This window comes from Micromonospora sp. DSM 43699, assembly GCF_055517075.1.
This window is the reverse complement of sequence record NZ_JBTMMT010000247.1, coordinates 1-420: the sequence shown is the minus strand read 5'-3', so window position 1 is coordinate 420 and position 420 is coordinate 1. Positions and strand designations below refer to the sequence as shown.

At 74.3% G+C, this 420-nt stretch carries 1 protein-coding gene; it reads left to right on the top strand.

Annotated elements, in window-relative coordinates; all coding sequences use genetic code 11:
- The coding region (locus tag AC0AIB_RS31480; RefSeq protein ID WP_465098126.1) for an Lhr family ATP-dependent helicase at window positions 1-420 on the top strand (420 nt) is incomplete at both ends.

The following is a 420-nucleotide window of genomic DNA, read 5'->3' as shown; positions in this document are numbered from 1 at the left end:
CCCGTGCCCGCGTCGGCGCTGGAGAAGCTGATCCTGCCGAGCCGTGTCACGGGCTACCACCCGGCGATGCTCGACGAGCTGACGACCACGGGCGAGGTCGTCTGGGCAGGGGCGGGGGCGCTGCCCGGCAAGGACGGCTGGGTCTCCCTCTACCTCGCCGACAGCGCGCCGCTGCGGCTGCCTCCCCCGCACCCGCTGGAGCTGTCGGCACTCCACGAGTCCGCGCTCACCGCGCTCTCAGGCGGATACGGCCTCTTCTTCCGCCAGATCGCCGACCAGGTCCGGGCCACCACCCACCCGGACTGCACGGACCAGCAGCTGGCCGACGCCCTGTGGGACCTGGCCTGGTCCGGGCGGCTGACCAACGACACCCTGGCCCCGCTGCGTTCGCTGCTGGGCTCGGGGCGGACGGCGGGCTCC